Genomic DNA, 20333 nt, shown 5'->3' with positions numbered 1-20333 from the left:
CTAGCCGATGGCCTACACGAACGCCAGGGGCACCGAACGCGACGACATTGCGGATGCGCCCATCGATGACGAGATCCACGACGAGCGCGATGATCGCGTCGACACCGACGAAGAGGCCCCACGAGGGCGCCATGTCGACAGTCATCGTGTCAGTGTCAGTGTCAGTGACAGTGACTGTCACGGCGACATTCATCGTGATGGCGAGCGTCGCCCTCCCCTGCGGCCCGATGACGCCCTCGCCGCCCCTGCCGCGCCCCGGGTGGTGACGGCAGAGGCGGCGTGGTGGCGCCTCTGGCACGAGCCTTGGGTGGACGCTCATCCCGAATGGCTGGACATGATGGCCGAGCAAGACCCCTGGGCCGCGAAGTTCAGGCGAGCCAGTCCCAGTCTTCGCCTGGGCTACCCCTGGTTCTGCAGGCGGCATCAGATTGACGACCGCATCGGCCTGCCGCGGGAATGGCACACCGGCATGCCCATGGACCTTCGCGCACTGCCTCTGTCCGGTCCGCGGCTGGCACGCGCGGCCATCGCCATCGGTCGCGTCGGCTATGTCAGCCACTGCATGTCGCAAGCGCGAGAGCAACTGGCCCGGCTCTTCAGCCCGGAGGCCAGCGCCGATGCCTCGCCATGGCGGGATGCCTTGCGTCAGGCACGCGCACGGCCGCTGCTGACACTCTCGGACGCGCCGATCGACAACTCCGAACCCGCTCTTCAGCGCTGGGCGCTCCCCCTGATGGCCCAGCTGATCGACGAACGAGTGCCTGGCGCCTGGTCCCGCCTGCGCCTTCGCCTCGCGCCGGACCTGTCAGGCGGCATCGCCCCCCACGGTGCGACGGTCTTGCCGGACGCCGCCACCGCGTTGCGGCGACAGGCCTGGCGGCTCTGGCACAGCAGCGCACTCCTCTAACCTGCCCCAACCATGAAACTATTGTCCGCACTCACTTGGCGGCGAGCCCAACCCCAGGATGCCGCCGCCATGAGCCGCATCTACAACGAATCGGTGCAAGGGGGTGGCCATTCGCCCACCCTGACTGAAGCCAGCGTCGACAACATGCGGCACTGCATGCGTGAGTCGACCCGGCACCGGTGGCCGCTCTGGGTCCTGACTCGGCCGGGGCCGCACGGGCCGGGCGACGACGGCGCGTCCAGCGAGGAGGTGGTCGGTTGGGCCTATCTGCGGGCCATCGCCTGGGGCAGCTCCGCTTGTGGAACCACCGGTGATCTGTGGATCTATGTCGCGCGCGAATGGCACGGCACGGGTGCGGCCATGTTGATGGCCCGACGCGTCCATCCGGAGATCGTCCGGCACGGCTTCGACACCCTGACCTGCTGGATTCTGGGCGGAAACCGGCGCAGCCTGTCCATGGTTCGTGCTTGCCGGCTCAAGCGGTGGGGCCTGCTGCCCGGCATCGTCCGCTATGGCGCGCAGGCCCATGATCTGGAGATCTGGGGTTGCCGCGTGGACGATCCCGAATGGCAAACCTACATGACCCGGCTGAATGAGCGATACAGCCGCATCGAGCGGCTGCGCGCTCAGCGTATCGCCGAGGCTGACGGGGGGCGCTCGTTGGGCACCATGGCCAATGCCGATGCCTACATGGGTGCCGACATGGGTGCCGGTGCCGATGCCGATGCCGAAAGTGATGCAGACGCGGACACCCGCGGCAAGCGCAACGTCCCCGCCTGCGACGGCCGCAGCGGCGAACCCAGCACTGTCTTGGGCGAGGCCCCGCGCCCACCCGTGATGGCCTCCCTTGCCGTGCGCCGCCGAGAGACCACCACCTGAGCGGGCGAGCCCCCGCCGCGTGCCACACCATGCCCTTCACCTCGCCCGACCTCATCCTCCTGGCCCAGGCGCTGGGCTTGGCGCTCGCACGCGTGGTGGGACTGATCTTGTTCGTGCCCTTCCTGACCAGGCAGCAGACCAACGGACTCATCCGTTCCGCCATCTGCCTGGCCTGGAGCCTGCCGACCGCCTGGGCGCTCTGGCCGACGCTCGTCGACCATCCAATCTCGATGCCACTGACCGTGGCGTATGCGCTCAAGGAAGCCGTCCTCGGTGCGCTGTTGGGCATGCTGGTGGCGACGCCGTTCTGGGCCGTTCGCGGCATGGGGACCTTGATCGACAACCAGCGCGGCGCGAACGCGGCCCAACAGGTCAATCCGTCGCTTCAGGCGGACGCGACCCTGCTGGGCGAACTGTCGGAGCGGGCTCTGGTGGCCTTGCTGATCCAGTGGGGCATGCTCCAGACGATGTGGAGCGTCCTGATCGACAGCTACAGCGCCTGGTCCATCATGCAGTTGCTGCCCGACCTGGGGCCGGCAGCCCGCGAAAGCATTCTCCAGGCCTTGGCGGGCTCGGTCACCGACGCCCTGCTCCTGGCCGCACCGGCGCTCCTGCTGTTGCTGCTGATCGAGCTCGCCCTCGCCATCACCAGCACCGCCGTCCAGGGCTTTGACGTCTATTCGTCGGCGATGGCGGTCAAGACGCTGATGGCGCTGCTCATCCTGATGCTGACGGCCCCCTCGGTGTTCCAGCACGCGGGCGAAAACGCGTTGGGCTGGTGGTCGGAAGGACTGCGCGACGCGCTGGGCCTGAGGCGATGAGCGACAAGACCCTACCGCCCACCCCGACCCGCATCCGGCAGGCGCGCGAGGACGGCCAGGTGGCCGTCAGCCAGGACGCCACACGCATCATCAAATTGATGGTGGTCTTCGAGCTTGTCTTTGCCACCGAGACCTACTGGAGGAAGTGGCTGAACGAGCAATTGGAAACCGCCCTGCGCGCGATCGCCTCTCCGCTGGACCTGTCGTTCCAGGGGGCCTGGGGCACGCTGGTGCCGGTGTTCGTGGTGCTGATGGTGGTGGCCATCATTCCCGCCCTGATCGTGGCCCTCCTCACCGTGGCCCAGACAGGATTCAACGTGGCGCCGAAGGCGCTGGCCAAAGGCTTCGAAAAGCTCAATCCGGCCGCCAATCTCAAAAGCCTGGTTTCGCCGCAGAAGCTGTTGATGGCCGTGCTGGGTCCGATCCGCGGCGGCTTGCTGCTCTGGGTGACGTACCGGGAGATTCGCGACGCGCTGCCCACGCTGGGACAGACCTTTCGCCTGGATCCGGCCCAAGGCTGGGCGCTCTCGATGGAGATGCTGCACAGCGTCGAGCGGCACTGCATCATCGTGCTCATCTTCCTGGCCATCACCGACGTGCTGCTGCAGCGCTACATGAACTATCGGAAGATGCGCATGGACCACAGCGAACTCAAGCGCGATTACAAGCAGAACGAGGGCGATCCGATGCTCAAGGGCACGCGCAAGCAGATCGGCCAGGAGATCGCGATGTCCGACAGTCCCGGTGGCGGAAAAGCCGAACCCAAGGCGAGCGCGGTGGTCGTGAATCCGCAGCACATTGCGGTGTCCCTCCATCTGGATCCCGACTTCATTCGCGCACCGCTGCTGCTGAAAAAGGCCGAAGGGGATGACGCACTGGCCATGCGACGGATGGCCCGCGAAGAAGGCATTCCGATCGTCAAGTACGTCCCGCTGGCCCGTCATCTCTACGCCGGCGGCCGCGCGGGCGAGGAGATCCCTGTGATCACCTATCGGGCGGTGGCCCTGTTGCTTCGTGTCATGGAGGAATATCGCAAGCAGGCCCCGGAAATCCTGACCCCGCCGTATCGCGCGCAAGACGAAGAAAGCGACCTGGAACTCGCCGAAGTGGACGAGGAACTCGGCGACGCCATGTTCATCCGGCTCTGAGGCCGTTCGGCGCCATCGCGGGTTCTGCCCGCGATGGCAGGCAAGAGGCGCGCTCAGGCTTCGGTGAGCTTCTCGATCAGGATGCCGTATTTTTCATTGCGACGGGACAGGGCCCGCTGGCGGCCCAGCGCCTGGGCAAGCGCCAACTGGGCGTCTTCGAGTTCCCGAAACCGGTCGTCGACAGCCTGGCGCATCGGCCCGACGCTGTCGATCAGCGCCTGGTCTCGCTGGCGCCAGCGCCGCAGGGCGCCGGCATCGCGTGTGCCCTGTTGGCATTCCTCGCTCAATCGGCTGCGCTCGGCGGCCACCCAGTCGATGTGATCCATCAGTGCCTGCTCGGCCTGGACGTGGGCATGCGCGGCGTTGTCCGCTGCCAATTGCGCCCGCCGGAGCTCAATGTCGGCCATGATCACCCGTCGCCCTGCGATGGCGGCGATCTTCCTGACATCGGGAAGCCGCGCATCGGGCGGCGCCGGCGTGTCGGGTTCGTAGAGATGACGCCGACGAGGGCTGTCCAGCGGACTCACGCTGCACGTCCGGCCAGCGCCGTCAGTCGCGCCAGGCTGTCCTCAAACGCCACCGGCGTTCGGGTGTCCTGCTTCAGAAAGTCGATGACCTTGGGATAGTCGGCCACGATGCTGTCGGTGGCCGGATCGACGCCCTCGCGATACTCGCCCAGACGCACCATCAGTTCCATGTCGCGATAGCCGGACAGCACTTCCCGAATCCGCCCCGCCGCCCGAGTCTGTTCACGCGGCACGATGTTGGACATCACCCGGCTCAGGCTCGCGAGCACGTCGACGGCGGGGTACAGCCCCTGCTCCGCCAGTTTGCGCGAGAGAACGATGTGTCCATCCAGCAGCGACACAGCCTCTTCGCTGATCGGGTCGGACCGAAGCTCGCCCTCCAGCAGCACGGTATAGAAGGCCGTGATCGACCCGCCGGCCGCGTTGCCCGCCCGCTCGATCAGACGAGGCAGCAAGGCATAGACCGAGGGCGGGAAGCCGGCCCGCGCGGGCGCTTCACCGGCGGCCAGGCCGATCTCGCGCTGGGCCCGCGCCAGGCGGGTCAACGAGTCCACCATCAACAGGACGTTGAAGCCCTGGTCCCGCAGTCCTTCGGCGATGGTGGTGGCCGTGAAGGCGGCCCGGACCCGCTCGATCGATGTGCGGTCCGACGTGGCACAGACCATGACGGTGCGCGCCATCAGGTCGGCGTCGAACTCATGCTCGGTGAACTCTCGGACCTCCCGGCCGCGCTCGCCGATCAGGGCGACGACGATCACATCCGCCGGACTGCCTCGCCCCACGGCGGCCATCATCGTGGTCTTGCCACAACCGGGACCGGCAAACAGTCCGATCCGCTGGCCTTGGCCGACGGTCAACAGGGTGTCCACGCTGCGCACGCCGGTGGGGAATCGGTCCTTGATCCGCCAGCGCTCGGTCGGCGGCGGGGCGTCGGCGATCACCGGTCGCAAGGCCACGCCGGGCTCGTCCGCGCGCAACATCGGCTTGCCGTCCAGCGGGTCGCCGAAGCCGTCCAGAATCCGTCCCATCAACTGCGCGCCCACCGCGACATGGTGCACCGCGCGCAAGGGCCGAATCATGCATCCGGCCGAGATCCCCTCAAGGGGCGTCAGCGAGGACAGCAGCACATGGCTGCCATGGAAGCCCACCACCTCGCAGCGCCAGATCTTCTTCGGCGCATCGGGGTGAAAGATCTCGCAAAGTTCACCAATGCTGGTGGACGGCACACTGCCTTCAATGAGCATGCCCTGAACCCGCTGCACCTGGCCGAGGTGTCGGGTCAGACTGGCGGTTTGAATGGCCTCGACGACCGATGACGGCCATCGGGCCCGCAAGGGGGTGGCGCGACTCACCATGGCACCTGGACCCGCTGTTCGCCGCTGAAGACCAGCGTGCTGGCCCGCACCTCCATCAGCCGCCAGCCGGCGACCTCATCGCCCGGCAGCAGGACTCGCCCGTCGGTCAGGGTGACTCGGCTTTGCTGCCCCAGCATCACCTCGCGCACCACGAACGGAAGCACCACCGACTCGTCGTCAGTCAGGCGGACCACGGTCACCGGGCCCGCGCGTGTTGGCGCCTGGCGGGGCGCCACCGAAGCCCTCTGTGCGCCGGTAGGCCCTGCCGGAGCCGGAGCCGGAGCCGGAATCGCAGCCTCGACGGAGGACAGGGACGGCACGGAAGCGGAACCTTCCATCGCCGCAGGACCTGACAACCCAGTCGGCGCCGTCGCGCCGGCACGGTGACCTGCCCACGGGGCGTGAACCACAGGCTCTGCAGAGGCATCGCCCGCCACAGGGACGCCCATCTGGGTCAGCAACGCGACCAGGCCGAGCAGGGTCGACAAGGCGCCGCATCCCAGTACCAGCACACGCACCACTGCGGAGCTCGATCTCGGCCGCTGCGGTGCGCGGGGTCGGGGCTCTGCGCGAAGTTCAATTTCTGATTCGGGCGCACCAAGCGCGGGTTTGGCCGGAGGGGGGGCCTCAGCGGCGGGGGCTGGTCCTGTCCACGGGGTCCAGGGTTCATCACGGGGCTGCACGACCAGCCAGACGTCTGCCGCACAGAACGGCGCGTCCGTGAGAAGCGGCGATGCCGCGGGCAGCTCGTGCCCGTAGGCATCGACGACAGCGCCCTCCACGCAGTAGAGCGTCAGTTCGCCGTCCGGGCTCCAGGCCACTTGCAGATGCGTCGGCGCGATGCCGTTGTCCAGCAACAGCACATCGCAGTCGTCCCCGCTGCCGACGGTCAGGCTGTCATCCAGGGGCAGGGCGGCGCCCGATTGCAGGCCCGACAGGACGCGCAGCTCCAGTTCGTCGTGGTCGGACGCCAGCAATTCTTCTTCCGCAAGCTGCGCGGGCTCATGGTCGGACGCGAGTTCCTCGAACCCGTCATCCAACTGCGCTTGATGGAAATTCCGCGAATCCATGTCAATACATTTCCGCGCCTTCGCCCACGCGTTCGGGCAGGCTCACGACAGCGCGCACATTCACTCGATATTCGGGGGGAAGCTCCGACAGGCCGATGACCCCCAGCTCGGGGATTCGATCGGCCAGCAGCCGGCGGACATGCGACCGGATGTCCTGGGCGCACAGCAGCACCACCTGACCGTGGCCATCCATCACCGACAGATAGCTGGCGCTCAGCTCGTCAAGGATGCCGTCCGTGGTCTCTGCATCCAGCGACAGGAAGTCCCCGTAGCTGGTCTGCCGGATCGCGCCGCGGATCAGCGATTCGAATTCACTGTCCAGCATCAACACCCGCAGTTCGCGGCGCACGGCATAGGATTCGCAGATCTCGCGCTGAAGCGCCGCCCGGATGCACTCCGTCAGCACCGCAGGATCGCGTTCACGCGGCCCCCATTCGATCAGGCTGTTCAGGATCACCGGCAGATTGCGCACGCTCACCCGCTCACCCAGGAGCCGCCGGAAGACCTCGGTCATGCGGCTCACCGGAAGCGCGCGATCCAGCTCCTTGCCCAGCTCGACGGCCCCGCGTACGGTCCAGGCGACGATCTTCTGGGTTTCCTCAATGCCGAAATAGCTCGGTCCATAGCGCATCAGGCTCTCGATGGTCAGGCCGTTCAATCGCGTCCAGACGTCCTGCACATCGAAAGGGGTGGGCGACAACTGGGCGACCGCCGCCTCGTCCATCCACAGGCGCACGGAGCCTGCCAGTCCGGCCCCGATCTCCACCTGGGTGGCAGGCAGGTCGAAACCACTGCCATCGTCGTGAATCCAGGAAAAGGTGCGCAGGTCTTCATTCAGCCACAGGGCAAACACCCGAACCTCGCCGTGGCAGAACTCCACGTCGGCGTCTTCCAGGGGCTGTCCTTCGTCGGCATAGATCGGCGGCGTCACCAGGCCCAAGCGCGTCACCAGCGCATTGCGGGCAGAGCGGCAGGTCTGCACGGCCTTGGCCGCCACCTCCGGCGACAGACGGTCGCTGAGCCGCAGCAGGAACGGACGCACCACCGAGAATTCCCGGGACTCCTGAAGGCCGGTGGCCACCGCGCGCTCCGCGTCCTTCTTCTTCCGCATGTTGCGCGCCATGGCGGTCAGACCCACGGTGGCGGACGCGAGGGCCAGCGTGGCAAAGGCCAGCAGCGGCATCCCCGGAAGCATGCCGAAGGCCACCATCGCCCCGCTGGCGGTCACCCAGGCCTTGGGTTGGGCCAACAGCTGCGAGGTCAGTTCCGTGCCGATGTTGTGCCCGCCCGTGGGCTTGGCCACCCGGGTGACCAGCAGGCCAGCGGCCAGCGACATCAGCAGCGCGGGAATCTGAGCGACCAGGCCGTCGCCGACGGTCAGAATGGCATATAGCTGCAGCGCCTGCCCCGCTTCCATGCCTCGCTGCAACATGCCGATCGCCAGGCCGCCAATCAGATTGACCAGCACAATGACGATGCCCACGATGGAATCGCCCTTGGCGAACTTCATCGTGCCGTCCATCGCGCCGAAGAACTGGCTCTCCTCGGTCAAGGCATCGCGCTGCGCACGGGCCTCCTCCTGGGTGGTGACGCCCGACTTGCGTTCCATGTCGATCGCCATCTGACGACCGGGCATCGCGTCAAGCGAGAAGCGCGCGCCGACTTCCGCCACCCGCTCCGAGCCCTTGGTGATCACGATGAACTGAACCGCCGTCAGGACCAGGAAGATCACCAGACCCACCACCAGGTTTCCGCCCACCACGATCTCACCGAAGGCCGTGATGATGTGCCCGGCCTCCGCGTTGAGCAGGATCTGCCGGGTGCTGGCCACGCTGATCGCGACGCGGAACAAGGTGGTCACCAGGAAAAGCGACGGGAAAGCGCTCAGCCCGGTGGTCTTCTGCACCTGCAGCACCAGCACGATCAGCAGCGCGGACATGCACAGGTTCACGGCAATCAGCAGGTCGAGCAGCCAGGTGGGGATGGGCAGCAGCATGGCAAACACCACCGCGACCACCAGGATGGTGACCACCACCTCCGCCCGCTCCCCGCGCGGTGCGATCTGAGCCGCGAGCGAGAGCGCCAGCGGCATCCGGTAGCCGTCCGACTTCGGGCTCGGCGCGCCAGGCGCCGGGGGAGGTGCAGCGGTCGTGCCGACCGCCCTTGAGGATTTGGAAACTGCCATGTCTGTCAATCGCGCCGCGCTGAGCGGCTTCGCCGCGGGGGCGGCTGTCGGTCAATCATTGCCAGCCGGACGCAGCAGGCGCGCGCGTTGACTCTCGGTCCGATCGGGTGTGCCGGTGGGTCCGATGAGCCCCTGCCGCCGGTATTCCATGCCGAGGGAATCGCGCAGCACCTTCTGCATCGTGGACTTGGTGTCCAGGTTCAGCCAGACCGCCTCGGGAAACTTCGGGATCTGACTCAGCAGATGGCCCTCCACCTCGGGCCTTGTCAGCCGAGTGACCTGGAGCGATCCGCTGAACAGCTTTTCCATCAGAGGAGCGGGCGCGGCCGACCCGCAGACATCGAACAAGGCGCGGGTCACCTTGAGCACGGTCGCCGGATTGGCCGCCCCAGGTGTGCGAGCCTGGGTCATCAGCGAGGCACCGTGCTCGCCCATGGTTCGAACCAGGCCCACCAGGCGGGCCATGCCCACCAGCATGCCCACCTCGGCGGACGGGCTGTTGAAGCGGCCCGACTCCGGCGCCTGCCGTGCCTGCTCATTGAAGGCCGCGATCCCTTCCAGACTTGGCGCCGAGTCAAGCAAAACGCGGGCCGTCGGTCGCGAAGACAGCAGTTGCATCAAGGAGGAGGTGCGATCGGTGGGCGAGCCGGCACTGGGCGAAGCCGCCTTGGGTGCGGCCGCTTCCATGGCGGCAAACAGGCGACGCAACGCCGGATCCTCGGATTGCTCGATCGCCTGGAACTGCTCGACCAAGGCCAGCTTCTGTGGCTCCCGGATGCCCTCGGTCTTCTCCATCAGCTCTGCGGCCATCCGGATGACCGCATAACGCTGAGCGGGCGGATAGGCCGACGGGGCCAGGTGATCCAGCGCCGCCTGGGGATCCCGGGCCCACAGCTCGGCGAAGCGCCGCGCCTGGCTGCGCAGGTGCATGTAGCCGTCGTTGCTTTCCATCAACCGCATCACCTGGCGAACCTGCTCGACCGGCACGCTCGCCTCGAGCCGCTGCCGACCCTCGACCCCGCGATCGAGCTCGTCGTCGTGCAGTTTGGCTTCCTCGGACTCGCTGCTCTGAAACGTGATCTCCTCGAAGCTGTCCGACTTCAAGCCGAGGCTGCCGGCCTGTCGCAACCAGTCAGGCCGCAGTTCGGGATCCGGGTGGGCAGGCTCCTGCCGACGGTGCTCGGCTTTCCGTTGCTGGACGACGGGTTCCGTTGGGAGCGGGGCGGCATAGTCCAGCGCGACAGAGACGGATTTGATGGTCATGAAATGACTCGTGGACTTCAGTGGGGGTGGGTAGGCGAAGGCTCGGGGCGCTGAGTGGGAACGTCCCATCGAGGCGACGCGGCCTTCATCCAGCACCACGCGGGAGCGGGCCACACCGTGGCGGCCCCGGGGTCGGTAAGGGCGTTCACTTGACGATCCTTGCGGTGAGGATGAACAAACGCTCGCGCTCGTCGGTGACCGCGCTGTCACTGCGAAACAGCCAGCCCAGCAGCGGCAAGGAATGCAGCCCGGGCACGCGGCTGTGAACGGTCTCGGTGTTCTGTCGCCGATAGCCGCCGACCACCAGGGACTCGCCCTGACGGACGACCGCCTGCGTGCTGACGGCGCTGTTGCCGACCATGGGATTGGCTTGGTCACCGTCGGTGTTCTTCAAGGCACCGTCCTCGATGTCGAGCGTGACCCGCACGGTCGCATCCTCGCCTTCACCCACGATGCTGGGTGTGACCCGCAGCGACGTTCCAGCCGTCACCGTGCGCAGGTCCACGGCACGCTCGCCGACCAGCCGGACATTGATCGACTGGCTCATGTCCAACACCGCGCCCACATTGTCCTGAGTCAGCAGCGAGGGTCGGGACAGCACACGGGCCTCACCTCGGGATTCCAGCGCTCTGAGTCGAAGGGTCAGGCGGTCAGTGGCCCACAGGACCATCGACGAGTTTTGCGAGGACTCACCCGCAGACGCCCCCACGGTCCCGGCGGGATTGATCTGCACCCGCGCCGCACCGGAGCCGGCGGTCAGATCCACCGCCCAGTCGCGCAGGGCGTTGGTGTTGACGTCCAGAATCTCGACGTTGATTTCCACCTGACGGACCGCCTGATCCAGATCGGCGATCAACGCCTCGTACTCCGGGCGTCGCGAAGGCAGATCCCAGATCAGCACGGCGTTCAGCGGCGCATAGGCCGCCACCACGGGCAGGCGGTCATGGTTCTCGGGCACGTCCACAGGCGGATTCGCCACCGCGGCCGCTCGCCTCGCCGGCGCGGGCGAGCTCGGCGCAATTGCGCCCAGCCCCGCGGCGCTGCCTGCACCCGGCAACTGAGACGCCAGCAGCGCACCACTGCTCAGACCGGTCAAGGTGTCCTGCAGTGACTGCAGCGCAGAGGTTCCCGCCCCCATCGGAGCGGGCATCGCGCCGAAGCCCTGCGCTGCCGGTTGGACAGGGGTCGAGGGCGACGCAGCCGCATTTCGTCCTGTTGCCCGCCCGACATCGCTCAAGTCCCGGCCATCCGACAAGATCTGCCGCAAGGTGGTGGCCAGCCCTGGGCTCGTGGTGACCTGGCCGCGAACGCTCATCTGGCGATCCGATGCGACGGCATGCTTGAGCCGGAAGACCATCATCTTCGGTCGCTCCGCCTTGGGCGCCGCGGGCGGTGCTGTCGGGGGCCGCAGCGCACGGCGCACATGCGCCACATACGCGGCGGGCCCCCCGACCAGCACGGCCGGCGGGTCGGTATCGAGTTCCCCCCAGCCGAACTTCTGCTCGAAAAGCCCCAGGCCGATCAAGGCCTGCCGGGCGCTCGCCGCCGACTGCGTGCTCAGTTCCAGCCGCTGGGTCACGGTGCCCGACGGCGGCGAAATGTGCAGGACGCCTTGGTAGACGAACCACTCCAGCATCTGGGACTGCGCCAGCTGATCGAGAAACTGGTCAGGCGCAAGGCCGCGCCCCTTGAGCGTCACCTTGCGACTGCGCAGCTTCTCATCGGACAGCCGCAACTGAAGACCCATGGCAGCGGCGAAGCTGTCCAGCACCGCACCCAGGGTGGTCTCCTCGTCCGCCCGGTAGCTGTAGCGGACCTCCTTCCAGGCGGCCGGCGTCACCGCACCGGCATCCGGGGTGACGCAGGCACTCGCCAGCAGCAACAGGGCGCCGATACAAAACGGCGCCCACTTCGATGTCGCCTCGCGTTTCATCGCAGTTCGTTCATGACCTTCTTGAGCAGGCCGTGACGGGTGCGCAAGCTGATCTGAACCGCCAGCATCTCTCTCTGCATGCTCTGCACGGTCTCGACGAAGCGCTGGCCGCTTGGGCCCTCCAGGGAGAGTGATTCCTGGATGTCCTTGTCGAACGTCGCATGCTTGTGAGCGAAGTCGTTGACGAAAGAAGACAGGGGGTCGTTGACAGACATGGGAAGGACTCCTTGATTCAGATCACGAATTGATCGGCGAGTTGGAACCGGTTTGAGGCGTCGACAGCATTCCCGGACCGACAGCCCCGTTGCCCGATTCGGGCGCACTGGGGTGAGTGGGTGGCATCGCAAGCATCGACCGCGCGGTGTCGGCCGCAGGCTGACGATCGGCGCGCACCTCAGCGGGGGACCGTGCTGCATCGACATCGACATCAACATCAACATTGGTGTTGAGTTCGGTGTCGGCAGCATGAGTGGTGTTGTCCAGCCAATCCAGCGAGACCAACGCATCACAAAGCGTCAGAACATTCACGGAGAAGTCGGCGTGGATGCTGCCGGCCGTATGCCGGAGCACGCACTGGCCCCGCTTCAGCGTGGGATCGGGGCGGAGCGACCATCCCTTGGCGATGGCTTCATCGGTGCGGGTCGCATCACCTGGCGCCTCACCTTCGGTGGCCCAGGTCGAGCGCCGTGACTGCCCAAGGCTCCCGAAGCGCCCGCCGACGGACAGGTCCTCCGGGTGCACCCTGAGGGTCACCTGGTCCGCCAGGTCAAGCGCACGCCAATCCGCCAGGGCCAACGCCACACTGGATGCGGTCGGCCACTCCGCAGGGACATCCATCAGCAGCCGCCGTGCGGCCTGACGGACCGCGTCCACCGCAAGGGAATGAACGGTGTCGCGCAAGGCCTGGCGCTCCTCGCGGAGTTGCCCCAGCAAGGTGGCGGCCTCGTTCATCACCGCGATTCGCGTCTCACGTTCGACGGTCTCGGCACGCGCCTGCAGCGCCTCGCGCGCCCGGCGCGCACGCTCGCGGTGCCGGGTCCGCGCCCGACGCAAGAAGCGAGCGCAGGAATGGCGCGTGCAATCCACCAGGGCGGAGGCCTGACGAACGACGTCCAGGGATTCGCGAACGAGCACGCCATCCTCGTCTTCAAGACGATGCGCCACGTCAGCCAGACCATATCGATGAGCAATCCAGCGGGGATTCATGGCGCGTCAGTACCGCCGTCCGCGACCTCGGTTCACATGTGGTTCGTCATGCCCCGGTCAGACAGCGCGCGCTGCGTGAAGACCCACACGGAACCGGCCTCCAGCGCATCACGCACTGAAGTGCCCCCTTGATTCAACCGATCGCCAGCGCCCGCGTACAGCCGATCACGGCCGACCGCGGTCGCCCCGATCGGTCACCCCCACATGTCCTACGACCTGCCCACCGCCCCACCGCCGCACCGCGACGCTTCGAGGGCCGACATGCGCCCTCCACACGCCACCGCCTCGCCCCTCCCCAGTGCGAAAACCACCGTTTCCGATTCGTCCGCTCTACGGGCAGATGGCCACCCCGCCGGGCCGCCTTTGCGGCTTCAATTGCGCGCCTACCACCCGGTGTCCGCGGAGCTGGCCCGACGACTGGGACGAGGCCTGCAATGGCTGATCGACGACGAGGATTCCGACTGGCACGGGGTGGAACTGACCCTGGCGCCCACGGACCATTGGCCCTGCGGGCCTGGCATGGAGCGTCACGCCATCCAATGGCGAACCCGCCACGGACTGATTGAAATAGAGGATCCCCTCCTCCTCACTTTGCTGACCGGCTTGCACCTCCCTGCCGATGCAGGTGAGGGCCTGTCGCACGAATTGCTTCAGTGGGCCTGCGGCTACATGCCCGCCGAGCTCCAGGAGGTGCTGGGAGGTCCGCTGGCACTCGTGCCACCGACCGCCACGGTCATGGCATCGGCGCTGGCCACACCCTCGCATTCCGCGCTGCTGTCCTTCCTCAACCGGACAGGCGAGCCTCATACCTTCCTGATCCGTACGGACGCCCACACGCTTCAGCGGTGGATCAGCGATGCCCGCTGGCATCCCCCCACCACGACGCGCGACACGCTCCCCCGTCCCGTGCGCTCGATCTCGCTCGAAGGGGGGCTCTGGCTGGGATCGCTGAGTCTCTCCGCCCAACGACTTGCACGCATCCGGCCCGGCGATGCGTTGACGCTCCCCTCCGAATGGGGAGCTGATTCCTCCTCAATTCGCCTGCTTCTGGGGGCCACCCTCGTCAATCTCCGTCAGACAGAGGACGGGTTCTATCAATTCCAGGGATGGGGTCCAAGGAGGGTGGGGCCTTCCAATCCATTCCACCAACACGCCTCGGCCCTGCCCCCTCTTTCTGTGGATGCTCTCAAAGTTGAAATCGATGTTCTTGTCGGTCATCTGTCGATGACGGTGGAAGCACTCGCCGCGCTGGCGCCAGGCCAGATCCTTCCCCTTGACGTGCCGACGCCGCCGCGCGTGCGCATCGTGGCCAATGGGCAGTCCCTGGGGGCGGGCGAACTGGTCGAGGTTGGCCAGCGGCTGGCCGTCGAGATCACCGAATGGGGTCATCCCTGATGAATCCCACCGCCTTCGATCCGGTCGCCCTGATCCTGCTGCTGGCCGGACTGGCCTTGCTGCCGCTTCTGCTGGTCTGCACGACCAGCTTCCTGAAAATCAACATCGTGCTGATGATCGTGCGCAATGCCCTCGGCGTTCAGCAGGTCCCGCCCGCCATGGCCATCAATGGCATGGCACTGGCCGCCACGTTGTTCGTCATGGCGCCCGTGTTCAACCAGATGGCCCAGCGTCTGCAGCCCGAGAGTGGCGCTGCGGCCATCGGTCAAGCGTCGGGTCCGCTCAACCTGGCTCGTCTGGCCCATGCCGCCGAACCGCTGCGCGACTTCATGGTGGCCAACACGCTGCCGGAGCGTCGACAGACCTTCCTGGAGCTCGCTCGCCGGCAATGGGAGCGCACCTCCATGACCCCGCAGGAGACCGACTACGTCGTGCTGATCCCCTGCTTCGTGGTCTCCGAACTCGAACTCGCGATGAAGGCCGGCTTCGTGCTGTACGTGCCGTTCGTTGTCATCGACCTGTTGCTGTCGAACGTGCTGCTGGCGCTGGGCATGCAGATGGTCTCGCCCATGGTGGTGTCGCTGCCGCTCAAGCTGTTGCTCTTCGTGATGCTCGACGGCTGGGCGCGTCTGTTCGACGGCCTGGTTCGCTCCTACGCATGACTGTGATCGAGAACGTCCATGGTTGAAACCATCGCCTTTTTCCAGAAGGGACTGCTGCTGGTGATCTGGCTGTCACTCCCGCCCCTGATCGTCGCCGTCACCGCCGGCGTGCTGGTGTCACTGCTTCAGACCGTGCTGTCGATGCAGGACCAGAGCATTCCCTTCGCCGTCAAGCTGATCGCGGTGGGCGTCGTGCTCGCCGCTACCGGACGCTGGATGGCGCTGCAACTGCTGGCCCTGGGCGACCAGGCGCTGGCCGCGTTGGCCACCTTCAGCGGACGTCCTTGAACGTCACCACTTTTCTTTCCAGGGAGCGCTATCGCCCCCGGCATTTCCCTGCGGATTCGTGCATCCAGCAAGAACAGGGACGGCGGGCCTATCCAGAGTCTTCATCATGACCACCAACGACATCGACGACGCCAAGAGCAGACAACAACAGGTCCTGACGCACATCGTCAAGATCGCCCGCGAGTCCAGGCACGACTCCAGCAAGCTCAAGCGCTTCCTTCGGCGCTATGAGCGCTCGCCCGGCGAGCTTGACGACATCATCCAGGATGCCCTGCTGGAAGCGACCCGCTGCAGCGATCGCTACATGGCGCGCTCCACGGTCGAGACCTGGTTCTTCGGCATTGCGGCCAATGTGGCGCGCAACCATGTGGCGCGCTGCTCGCGTCGCAACAGCCAAACGGAGAGCCTCGACGAGTCCCCGCACATGATGGATGCGGACTCGACCTATCGCCCGAAAGACGCCGGCATGGACGTGAGCCAGCGCGCGGCCTACCGCCAACTGGCCACCATCGTGACGGAAGCGCTGACGACCCTGTCCCCCGACCTGCGCACCACCTTCGACCTGGCCTGCCTGCAGGAAGAATCGTATCGGGATGTGGCGGAGATCCAGGCCATTCCGATCGGCACGGTGCGATCTCGTGTGAACCGGGTGCGGACCCTGCTACGGACCAAGGTGGCGCAGACCTTTGCCGACTACGCGACATGACCGCGTCCCATGCAGGTGACTTGCCACCCGCGCCGTAGTCCATCCACCGTCACGCATTCCGCCGCTCGCCCGGATGGCCGGGTGAGCCCGGCGGAAGCAGCCCGTTCCAACCAGAAGCGTGTCAGATGCGGGAAGCATCAAGCGGGAAGCATCAACCGGGAAGCGTCAACCGGAAAGCATCAAGCGGGAGGGGTCAACCGATCCACCACCAGCGCGCGGCCACCTGTGACACCACCAACGCCACCATGAAACCGGCCACGCCCCAGAGCAGGGCCTGGAGCAGATTGTTGGTGCGTCGTTGTTCCTGGATCAGCTGCCGTGTCAGTTCGCCCTGACCGGTGCCCGCCCGCTGCTTGAGCACCTCGTGCATCAGCCGGGGAAACTCGGGAAGCATCTGCGCAAAGCGCGGCGCCTCCTTCTTCAGATGGTGCACAAAGGCGCGCCAGCCCACCTGCTCATCCATCCAGCGTTCCAGGAATGGCTTCGCCGTGGCCCAGAGGTCCAGTTCAGGATCCAGCTGACGACCCAAACCTTCAATGTTGAGCAGCGTTTTTTGCAGCAAAACCAGCTGCGGCTGGATTTCGACATTGAATCGCCTGGAGATCTGGAACAGCCGCATCAGGACCTGACCCAGCGAAATATCCTTGAGCGGCTTGTCGAAGTGCGGTTCGCAGACGGTGCGGACCGCCCCTTCCAACTCATCCACCCGGGTTTGCGCAGGCACCCAGCCGGACTCGATGTGCAGCTCGGCCACGCGTTTGTAATCGCGGCGGAAGAAGGCGATGAAATTCTGGGCCAGGTAGTCCTTGTCCACCTCGGTCAAGGTGCCGATGATCCCGAAGTCCAGCGCCACATAACGGCCGAAGGTCTCCGGCTCCAGACTCACCTGGATGTTGCCCGGGTGCATGTCCGCATGGAAGAACCCATCGCGGAAGACCTGGGTGAAGAAGATGGTGACGCCATCGCGGGCCAGCTTCTTGATGTCGACGCCCGCCGCCCGCAGCCGGTCGATCTGGGAGATCGGCACGCCGCGCATGCGCTCCATCACGATGACCTCGCTGGCGCACAGCTCCCAGATCATCTCCGGCACCATGACCAGCTGCAGATCCTGCATGTTGCGGCGCAGCTGCGCGGCATTGGCGGCCTCGCGCACCAGGTCCAGCTCATCATGCAGATAGGTGTTGAACTCGCCCACCACCTCGCGCGGCTTGAGCCGGCGCCCGTCGGCGGAGAAGCGTTCCACCCAGCCTGCCAGCGTGCTCATCAGCGCGAGGTCGTCCTCGATGACGTCCAGCATGCCGGGCCGCAGCACCTTCACCGCGACCTCCCGACCATCCTTCAGGGTGCCGAAGTGCACCTGCGCAATCGAAGCGCTGGCCACCGGCTCTGTCTCGAAGGTGGCAAAGATGTCTTCGATGCGTCGCCCGAAAGCCCGCTCGATCAATGCCCGGGACAGCTCGGCCGGGAACGGCGGCACGTTGTCCTGCAGCCGTGACAGCTCGGCCACGATGTCGGGCGGCACCAGGTCACGGCGGGTGGACAGCAACTGGCCGAACTTGACGAAGATCGGCCCCAGCCGTTCCAGCGCCAGACGCAGCCGCACCCCGCGCGGTTGGTCCCAGGCGCGGCCGACCGAGATCAACCGACGCAGGAACCGGAATCGGCGCTGCTTCAGGGTGGACAGGGCCAGTTCGTCCAGCCCGTGACGGTAGAGGGTCCAGACAATGACCAGCAGGCGCGAGAGATACCTCATGGGGTCATGCCCGGCCTGCGCCGTCCGGCATGAAACGTCCCGCCTGTCGGGCCAGCGTCGCCAGGCCCTGGGCGGCCGCGCGGCCGAAACGGCCGAGCTGATGCGCCACCGCCGGGCCGGTGATCGCGGCCAGGTCGTCCTCGATGTCCCACCGCAGGTGATCGATCAGCCAGTTGATCTCGCCGGCCAGTTGCGCATCGCCCTGCACCCGGACGTCCGGCCGCGCGCCCGAGAGGGCGGCGAAGGCCGCCGCGGCGGGATTGGACGCATCCAGCTCGATCCTCAGGTCCGGTTCTTGCTCTAGGCTTTCCCCGTCGCCCAGCCGTTCCAGCAGGCCGGCGGGGGTGATGCGCAGGCGAAGGTCCGGCGCGGCGGGCAGCAGACGCGGCCATCCGGCCAGGTGAAGCCGAACCGTCTTGCCGACCTGCGGCGCCAGTCGTGTCATCACGACGGGCTCCCGGGACATGACATGGTTGAGCAACAGCGTGATGCGATCCTGAACCGCGGGAGCCAGGAGTTGAGACCATTCTTGAAGCATGGGGCGGATTGTAGGCAGCCGGCGAGACATGGAAGTCGGGGGGGCTTGGTTACGAGTCGCCCCGTGGAATTGAGAGAGAATTTCCGGCTCTGACCGGGATAGGGGAAACCCGGCAGGTCGCTCCCCGTGCGGCCCGATCGGGCAGGTGCGGGTGGATGGCGCGTGCGGCTGGCAGAGTCGGCGCGGCATCACCGCGGCAACGAGGGAAGCAACCAAGGACCACAGGGTAATGTTTGAGGATCGCAATTACAAAAGAACCTTCTACAGTGCACCGCAATCGGTCCGATCCTTCATCGCGGCGTTCCTTGAGCCGTCGCTGATCGTCTTTTGTTATCTGGCGGTGCTGCACTGGTTCGGTGAACCGGTGATGCGGTCGACCTACACCCTGTGCATGCTGGTGTTCGCGCTCACGTTCCCGGGGCGCAACCGATTCACCGACCACCCGGTGAGCGCTGTGACCGACATCATCGGTTCCTGGCTGATGCTGCTGCTGATCCTGGGCATGTTTGCCTACGCCACCAGCAGCTTCCATTACTTCGAGCGCGACGTGCTGGTGTGGTGGGCCGTCCTGACGCCGATCGCGCAGATCCTGTCGGTGGAGATCGGTCGCCATGTGCTGCGCTGGCGCGCCCGGCAGCCCTGGATCCGCCGCACGGCGATCATCGTCGGTGGCGGTCCGCTGGGCGCCAAGGTGGCGCGGGCGCTGGAACTGGGCCCGACCAAGGGCGTGGAGTTCCTGGGCTTCTTCGACGACCGCCAGGACGACCGACTGCACGGCGACACCTCCGGCCGCATCCTTGGCACGCTGCCTCAGTTGAGCGACTATGTCCGCACCCATGGCGTGCGCGAGGTCTACATCACCCTGCCGCTGGGCTCGCAGCCGCGCATCGTGCAGCTGCTCGAGCAGGTGCAGGGCACCACCGCCTCGCTGTTCTTCGTGCCGGACGTCTTCGGCATCAGCATCATCCAGGGCCGCCTGCAGGACATGAACGGCGTTCCGGTGGTCGGCATTCTCGAAACCCCCTTCACCGGGGTGAACGAGGTGGTCAAGCGCATCAGTGACGTCATCCTGGCCAGCATCATCCTGCTGCTGATCTCGCCCATCCTGGCGATGCTGGCGATCGGGGTGAAGATGAGCTCTCCCGGCCCGGTGATCTTCAAGCAGCGGCGCAACGGCCTGGACGGCGACGAGATCATCGTCTACAAGTTCCGCTCGATGCGGGCCATGGACAACGGCACCGTGGTCAAGCAGGCCACCAAGGGTGACCCGCGCATCACGCCGTTCGGCGCCTTCATCCGGCGCACCTCGCTGGACGAGCTGCCGCAGTTCATCAATGTGCTGCAGGGCCGGATGAGCATCGTCGGGCCGCGGCCGCATGCGGTCGCGCACAACGAGGAATACCGGCAGATCATCAAGGCCTACATGGTCCGCCACAAGGTCAAGCCGGGCATCACCGGCTGGGCCCAGGTCAACGGCCTGCGCGGCGAGACCGACACCATCGACAAGATGAAAGCCCGGGTCGAATACGATCTGGAATACCTGCGCAACTGGTCGCTCGGCCTGGATCTGCAGATCATCGTGCGCACGGTGCGCCTGATGCTGTTCGATCGCCACGCCTATTGAGATGGACACCCGGCGGCCTCGCGGCGCCGGCCCTGTGCGCGGCCCTGCTGTCGGCCGCGCCCCATGAGGAACA

Annotated in this window: 19 protein-coding genes; 9 read left to right on the top strand and 10 right to left on the bottom strand. The window is 66.4% G+C overall.

The window, feature by feature from the left end; all coding sequences use genetic code 11:
• The first annotated feature begins 7 nt into the window (after window positions 1-7).
• Genes N4261_RS06290 through N4261_RS06275 form a run of 4 tightly spaced genes read left to right on the top strand, consistent with a single transcriptional unit; the run spans window position 8 to window position 3755 of the window.
• Window positions 8-907, top strand: a complete 900-nt coding sequence (locus tag N4261_RS06290; protein WP_261759351.1) for a hypothetical protein — start codon at window positions 8-10, stop codon at window positions 905-907.
• 12 nt (window positions 908-919) lie between these two features.
• Window positions 920-1786 (top strand): GNAT family N-acetyltransferase, encoded by an 867-nt coding sequence (locus tag N4261_RS06285; RefSeq protein WP_261759350.1) that lies wholly within the window; start codon window positions 920-922, stop codon window positions 1784-1786.
• Between the two features lie 29 nt (window positions 1787-1815).
• Window positions 1816-2607: a type III secretion system export apparatus subunit SctT gene (gene sctT, locus N4261_RS06280; RefSeq protein ID WP_261759349.1), complete on the top strand. Its 792-nt coding sequence runs from the start codon at window positions 1816-1818 to the stop codon at window positions 2605-2607.
• Window positions 2604-3755 carry an EscU/YscU/HrcU family type III secretion system export apparatus switch protein gene (locus N4261_RS06275; protein WP_261759348.1) on the top strand — a complete coding sequence of 384 codons (1152 nt, stop codon included), beginning with the start codon at window positions 2604-2606 and terminating at the stop codon, window positions 3753-3755. The genes sctT and N4261_RS06275 overlap by 4 nt, the downstream gene beginning before the upstream one ends.
• A 53-nt stretch (window positions 3756-3808) precedes the next feature.
• On the opposite strand, the gene N4261_RS06270 is transcribed toward N4261_RS06275, so the two are convergent.
• The 8 genes from N4261_RS06270 to N4261_RS06235 all read right to left on the bottom strand — a co-directional run bounded on the left by N4261_RS06270 (window position 3809) and on the right by N4261_RS06235 (window position 13039).
• Window positions 3809-4282, bottom strand: a complete 474-nt coding sequence (locus N4261_RS06270; RefSeq protein ID WP_261759347.1) for a type III secretion protein — start codon at window positions 4280-4282, stop codon at window positions 3809-3811.
• Window positions 4279-5637 carry a FliI/YscN family ATPase gene (locus tag N4261_RS06265; RefSeq protein WP_435532013.1) on the bottom strand — a complete coding sequence of 453 codons (1359 nt, stop codon included), beginning with the start codon at window positions 5635-5637 and terminating at the stop codon, window positions 4279-4281. Before N4261_RS06265 ends, N4261_RS06270 begins: the two co-directional genes overlap by 4 nt.
• Window positions 5631-6707, bottom strand: a complete 1077-nt coding sequence (locus N4261_RS06260) for an FHA domain-containing protein (RefSeq protein ID WP_261759345.1) — start codon at window positions 6705-6707, stop codon at window positions 5631-5633. Before N4261_RS06260 ends, N4261_RS06265 begins: the two co-directional genes overlap by 7 nt.
• Before the next feature lies 1 nt (window position 6708).
• Window positions 6709-8892 carry a type III secretion system export apparatus subunit SctV gene (gene sctV / locus N4261_RS06255; protein WP_261759344.1) on the bottom strand — a complete coding sequence of 728 codons (2184 nt, stop codon included), beginning with the start codon at window positions 8890-8892 and terminating at the stop codon, window positions 6709-6711.
• 51 nt (window positions 8893-8943) lie between these two features.
• A complete protein-coding gene (locus N4261_RS06250; RefSeq protein WP_261759343.1) occupies window positions 8944-10155 on the bottom strand; it encodes a hypothetical protein in 1212 nt (403 codons plus the stop codon).
• 145 nt (window positions 10156-10300) lie between these two features.
• Entirely contained in the window at window positions 10301-12088 is a 1788-nt protein-coding gene (gene sctC / locus N4261_RS06245) for a type III secretion system outer membrane ring subunit SctC (RefSeq protein WP_261759342.1), read from the bottom strand.
• Window positions 12085-12303, bottom strand: coding sequence for a hypothetical protein (locus N4261_RS06240; RefSeq protein WP_261759341.1), 219 nt, complete (start codon window positions 12301-12303; stop codon window positions 12085-12087). Before N4261_RS06240 ends, sctC begins: the two co-directional genes overlap by 4 nt.
• A gap of 22 nt (window positions 12304-12325) precedes the next feature.
• Window positions 12326-13039, bottom strand: a complete 714-nt coding sequence (locus N4261_RS06235) for a FliH/SctL family protein (RefSeq protein ID WP_261759340.1) — start codon at window positions 13037-13039, stop codon at window positions 12326-12328.
• A 459-nt stretch (window positions 13040-13498) separates the two neighbouring features.
• Here N4261_RS06235 and N4261_RS06230 point away from each other — a divergent pair, with 459 nt between their 5' ends.
• The 4 genes from N4261_RS06230 (at window position 13499) to N4261_RS06215 (ending at window position 16345) form a co-directional block, all read left to right on the top strand.
• Window positions 13499-14689: a FliM/FliN family flagellar motor switch protein gene (locus N4261_RS06230; protein WP_261759339.1), complete on the top strand. Its 1191-nt coding sequence runs from the start codon at window positions 13499-13501 to the stop codon at window positions 14687-14689.
• Window positions 14674-15351, top strand: a complete 678-nt coding sequence (gene sctR, locus N4261_RS06225; RefSeq protein WP_435532012.1) for a type III secretion system export apparatus subunit SctR — start codon at window positions 14674-14676, stop codon at window positions 15349-15351. The genes N4261_RS06230 and sctR overlap by 16 nt, the downstream gene beginning before the upstream one ends.
• An 18-nt stretch (window positions 15352-15369) precedes the next feature.
• Window positions 15370-15639, top strand: a complete 270-nt coding sequence (gene sctS, locus N4261_RS06220; RefSeq protein ID WP_261759338.1) for a type III secretion system export apparatus subunit SctS — start codon at window positions 15370-15372, stop codon at window positions 15637-15639.
• A gap of 106 nt (window positions 15640-15745) precedes the next feature.
• Window positions 15746-16345 carry a sigma-70 family RNA polymerase sigma factor gene (locus N4261_RS06215; protein WP_261759337.1) on the top strand — a complete coding sequence of 200 codons (600 nt, stop codon included), beginning with the start codon at window positions 15746-15748 and terminating at the stop codon, window positions 16343-16345.
• A 193-nt stretch (window positions 16346-16538) separates the two neighbouring features.
• On the opposite strand, the gene ubiB is transcribed toward N4261_RS06215, so the two are convergent.
• The gene (ubiB, locus tag N4261_RS06210; RefSeq protein WP_261759336.1) at window positions 16539-18098 is read right to left on the bottom strand and encodes a ubiquinone biosynthesis regulatory protein kinase UbiB; all 1560 of its coding nucleotides are present in this window, start codon (window positions 18096-18098) and stop codon (window positions 16539-16541) included.
• A gap of 4 nt (window positions 18099-18102) precedes the next feature.
• Entirely contained in the window at window positions 18103-18636 is a 534-nt protein-coding gene (locus tag N4261_RS06205; protein ID WP_261759335.1) for a hypothetical protein, read from the bottom strand.
• Between the two features lie 229 nt (window positions 18637-18865).
• Here N4261_RS06205 and N4261_RS06200 point away from each other — a divergent pair, with 229 nt between their 5' ends.
• On the top strand, window positions 18866-20260 hold the full coding sequence (locus tag N4261_RS06200; protein ID WP_261759334.1) for an undecaprenyl-phosphate glucose phosphotransferase: 1395 nt from the start codon (window positions 18866-18868) through the stop codon (window positions 20258-20260).
• The last annotated feature ends 73 nt before the right edge of the window (window positions 20261-20333 follow it).

The sequence above is a fragment of the Roseateles amylovorans genome, from assembly GCF_025398155.2.
In the GTDB taxonomy this organism is placed as follows: Bacteria; Pseudomonadota; Gammaproteobacteria; order Burkholderiales; family Burkholderiaceae_C; genus Roseateles; species Roseateles amylovorans.
Note: the sequence above shows the minus strand (reverse complement) of the source record. Positions and strands in the feature narration are given on the sequence as shown.

Bases quoted from the DNA above. Each gene is read 5' to 3' on its own strand.
- N4261_RS06290 (WP_261759351.1), top strand. From the start codon at position 8: ATGGCCTACACGAACGCCAGGGGCACCGAACGCGACGACATTGCGGAT.
- N4261_RS06285 (WP_261759350.1), top strand. From the start codon at position 920: ATGAAACTATTGTCCGCACTCACTTGGCGGCGAGCCCAACCCCAGGAT.
- sctT (WP_261759349.1), top strand. From the start codon at position 1,816: ATGCCCTTCACCTCGCCCGACCTCATCCTCCTGGCCCAGGCGCTGGGC.
- N4261_RS06275 (WP_261759348.1), top strand. From the start codon at position 2,604: ATGAGCGACAAGACCCTACCGCCCACCCCGACCCGCATCCGGCAGGCG.
- N4261_RS06265 (WP_435532013.1), bottom strand. From the start codon at position 5,637: ATGGTGAGTCGCGCCACCCCCTTGCGGGCCCGATGGCCGTCATCGGTC.
- N4261_RS06260 (WP_261759345.1), bottom strand. From the start codon at position 6,707: ATGGATTCGCGGAATTTCCATCAAGCGCAGTTGGATGACGGGTTCGAG.
- sctV (WP_261759344.1), bottom strand. From the start codon at position 8,892: ATGGCAGTTTCCAAATCCTCAAGGGCGGTCGGCACGACCGCTGCACCT.
- N4261_RS06250 (WP_261759343.1), bottom strand. From the start codon at position 10,155: ATGACCATCAAATCCGTCTCTGTCGCGCTGGACTATGCCGCCCCGCTC.
- sctC (WP_261759342.1), bottom strand. From the start codon at position 12,088: ATGAAACGCGAGGCGACATCGAAGTGGGCGCCGTTTTGTATCGGCGCC.
- N4261_RS06240 (WP_261759341.1), bottom strand. From the start codon at position 12,303: ATGTCTGTCAACGACCCCCTGTCTTCTTTCGTCAACGACTTCGCTCAC.
- N4261_RS06235 (WP_261759340.1), bottom strand. From the start codon at position 13,039: ATGAACGAGGCCGCCACCTTGCTGGGGCAACTCCGCGAGGAGCGCCAG.
- N4261_RS06230 (WP_261759339.1), top strand. From the start codon at position 13,499: ATGTCCTACGACCTGCCCACCGCCCCACCGCCGCACCGCGACGCTTCG.
- sctR (WP_435532012.1), top strand. From the start codon at position 14,674: ATGGGGTCATCCCTGATGAATCCCACCGCCTTCGATCCGGTCGCCCTG.
- sctS (WP_261759338.1), top strand. From the start codon at position 15,370: ATGGTTGAAACCATCGCCTTTTTCCAGAAGGGACTGCTGCTGGTGATC.
- N4261_RS06215 (WP_261759337.1), top strand. From the start codon at position 15,746: ATGACCACCAACGACATCGACGACGCCAAGAGCAGACAACAACAGGTC.
- ubiB (WP_261759336.1), bottom strand. From the start codon at position 18,098: ATGAGGTATCTCTCGCGCCTGCTGGTCATTGTCTGGACCCTCTACCGT.
- N4261_RS06205 (WP_261759335.1), bottom strand. From the start codon at position 18,636: ATGCTTCAAGAATGGTCTCAACTCCTGGCTCCCGCGGTTCAGGATCGC.
- N4261_RS06200 (WP_261759334.1), top strand. From the start codon at position 18,866: ATGTTTGAGGATCGCAATTACAAAAGAACCTTCTACAGTGCACCGCAA.